Raw genomic sequence first — 2,613 nt, 5'->3', positions numbered from 1 at the left:
CGCGATCTGGCCATCTCATGGTCATTCTGCCCATATCGGCGAGTTTGTGACTGTGCATTACCCCTACCACCCGCTCTTCGGGCGGCGGGTGCGATGCGAAGGCATTGATAGATCCCGAAACGGTGCGGTGGCGCGGATTGAAGCCGCGCCGGGTCATGTCGTTATCGTAGCGACCTGGATGCTCGACCCGGTCGCTTGTGTGGGTATGGCGATTGGCGAGCCGCGGGTTTCGCTTGGTTCCCTTGTTGAACTCGCCGAATTTCTGGCTGCGCATCGCGCAAGGGTAAGCTCCTCGACTGTAGGCATAGTCCAGGAGATTCCCCCCGATGAAACGATCGACACCCATTCCGCCCGAAAGATCGCGCCAAGTCGCTATGGCGTTCGATTCCCACAAGATGCTGGGCATGAGCCCGAGGCAGCGCGAAGCAGTGCTGATGGCGCTGGCGACCCTGCTGATGGAGGCGACCGAAACCGCCAGAAAGGAGGAGCCGCATGAACGCGCTTAGCCCTCTTCCGCCGGCGATCTTGAAGCGCAAGGCCGTCGTTTATGTGCGGCAGTCGACACAAAGTCAGGTCCTGCACAATCTTGAAAGCCAGCGAAGCCAGTACGATCTCGTGAACACGGCTCGACGGCATGGTTTCCAGCAGGTCGAGGTCATCGACGATGATCTTGGGCGCTCTGCCAGTGGCGCTGTCGCCCGCCCGGGATTCGAGCGTCTTGTCGCCTGGCTCTGCGCCGGGGATGTAGGCGCAGTGCTTTGCCTCGACGCTTCTCGCCTCGCCCGAAACGGGCGTGACTGGCACCACTTGCTGGAGCTTTGCGGTCTGGCCGACGCCCGGGTCATCGACCAGGACGGCGTATACAATCCCTGCTCACCCAATGATCGTCTGTTGCTCGGCATGAAGGGAACAATCAGCGAGTTCGAACTTGGCATTCTGCGGGCGCGAATGCTCGAGGCCGCCCGGTCAAAGGCTAAGCGGGGCGAACTGCGCATCAACGTGCCCATCGGCTATATTTGGCATCGCGATGCGGGCCTTGGCTTCGATCCCGATCTGCGTGTGCAGGAGGCCATCCGCCTGATCTTCAGCCGCTTCCGGGAACTGAAAAGCGGCCGCCAAGTCCTGTTGTCGCTGACGCAGGACAAGCTCTCATTCCCACGCCCATCCGAGGGGCGTTACATGACGTCATTCGACTGGACGCCAATCCGGTATCGCAACGTCATCTCTGTGCTCAAGAATCCCTTTTATGCCGGGATTTATGCCTATGGGAAAAGCGGGCCCCGCGCCGAGATCGTGGATGGGCGGGCCCATAAATCCTACGGCCATGGCAAGCCTATGGAAGAATGGGATATCTTCCTGAAGGACCACCATGAAGGTTACATAGGCTGGGAAGAATATGAGCGCAATCTGGCCCATCTGGCGACCAATGCTCACGGTCGGAAAGGCGGTGTCAAGTCTGGGCGCGGCGGTCGCGCGCTGCTCTCTGGGTTGATGTCCTGCGCGCGATGCGGCTGCCGTATCACGGTCACGTATCCGGGCCAGGCCTTGAGCCCGGTCTACCGCTGCGACTACATGAACACGATGCTTGGTCACGACAGGTGTGTTCATTTTGGCGGGTCACGGATCGACGCCGCGATCGCCGCAGAGATTCTTCGCGTGGTGCAGCCCGTTGCGATAGAAGCAGCGAGGGAGGCGGAACGAATGCTGACAATGGCCAGCGAAGAACGACGACGCGCTGCGGAGCTCGACTTGCAGAAGGCGCAGTATGAGGCTGGACTGGCAGAGCGCCGCTATGCGGCCTGCGATCCCGAGAACCGACTTATTGCGGCCACGCTTGAACGGAACTGGGAGGCGACCCTGCAGCGTCTCGAGGCGTGCAAAATGCGCGTTGACGTCGGTGAGGCCCCCATCGTCGCAGTGGAACCGCCTGACCTTGAAGGCTTGGCCGAAGAGGTGGCCACGGCCTGGAACGCAGCTGGCGTCAGCGCGCGGACCCGCCAACGCCTGGTGCGCACGCTGATCAAGGACATTGTCGCGGACGTCGATGAGCAAAGTCGCGAAGTGATCTTGACCATCCACTGGCAAGGTGGCCAACACTCCCAGCTGCGCGTCAAGAAGCCCAAACCCGGCCAGCATGGCCGCGTCACTTCCGAAGATGCCTTGACCTTGATCCGATCCATGGCCGGACGTTGGAGCGATAGTGACATTGCTGCGACGCTCAACAGAATGAGCCTGCGCACGGGGTGCGATCACAGCTGGACCGCGAAACGGGTCTCCTCCACCCGGAAGATCAATGGCATTCGAGCTTACGCGTCGGCCGACAAGCAGGGCGGGTGGCTTACGATGGCCGAAGCGGCTGAGAAACTGGGGGTGACACATCACGTCATCCGCCGGTTAATCAAAGAGAAAATCCTGCCGGCTGAACAGGTTATGCGGCACGCACCACATCAGATAAGAATCGTCGACCTCGAAAGTGATGCGGTTGCCGAAGCCCTGAGGCACCGAAATGCCCCGTGTCGCGATCCCCGGCAAACTACACTTCCAATGATTACAAACACTTAGAATGAGGTGCATAATGAATCGTTGTCGGCCCGCTGGCTCTACCGCCAGCTT

General features: G+C 60.5%; 1 protein-coding gene and 1 pseudogene. Both read left to right on the top strand.

The window, feature by feature from the left end; all coding sequences use genetic code 11:
* Positions 1–46: 46 nt before the first annotated feature.
* Positions 47–211, top strand: a pseudogene (locus G3572_RS22440) (hypothetical protein); the annotation flags it as partial.
* A gap of 281 nt (positions 212–492) precedes the next feature.
* Positions 493–2,562, top strand: a complete 2,070-nt coding sequence (locus G3572_RS21795) for a recombinase family protein (protein ID WP_164615810.1) — start codon at positions 493–495, stop codon at positions 2,560–2,562.
* Positions 2,563–2,613: the final 51 nt, after the last annotated feature.

Source organism: Pseudotabrizicola algicola (genome assembly GCF_010915705.1).
In the GTDB taxonomy this organism is placed as follows: domain Bacteria; phylum Pseudomonadota; class Alphaproteobacteria; order Rhodobacterales; family Rhodobacteraceae; genus Pseudotabrizicola; species Pseudotabrizicola algicola.
This window is presented reverse-complemented; position numbering and strand designations above follow the sequence as displayed.

Bases quoted from the DNA above. Each gene is read 5' to 3' on its own strand.
- G3572_RS21795 (WP_164615810.1), top strand. From the start codon at position 493: ATGAACGCGCTTAGCCCTCTTCCGCCGGCGATCTTGAAGCGCAAGGCC.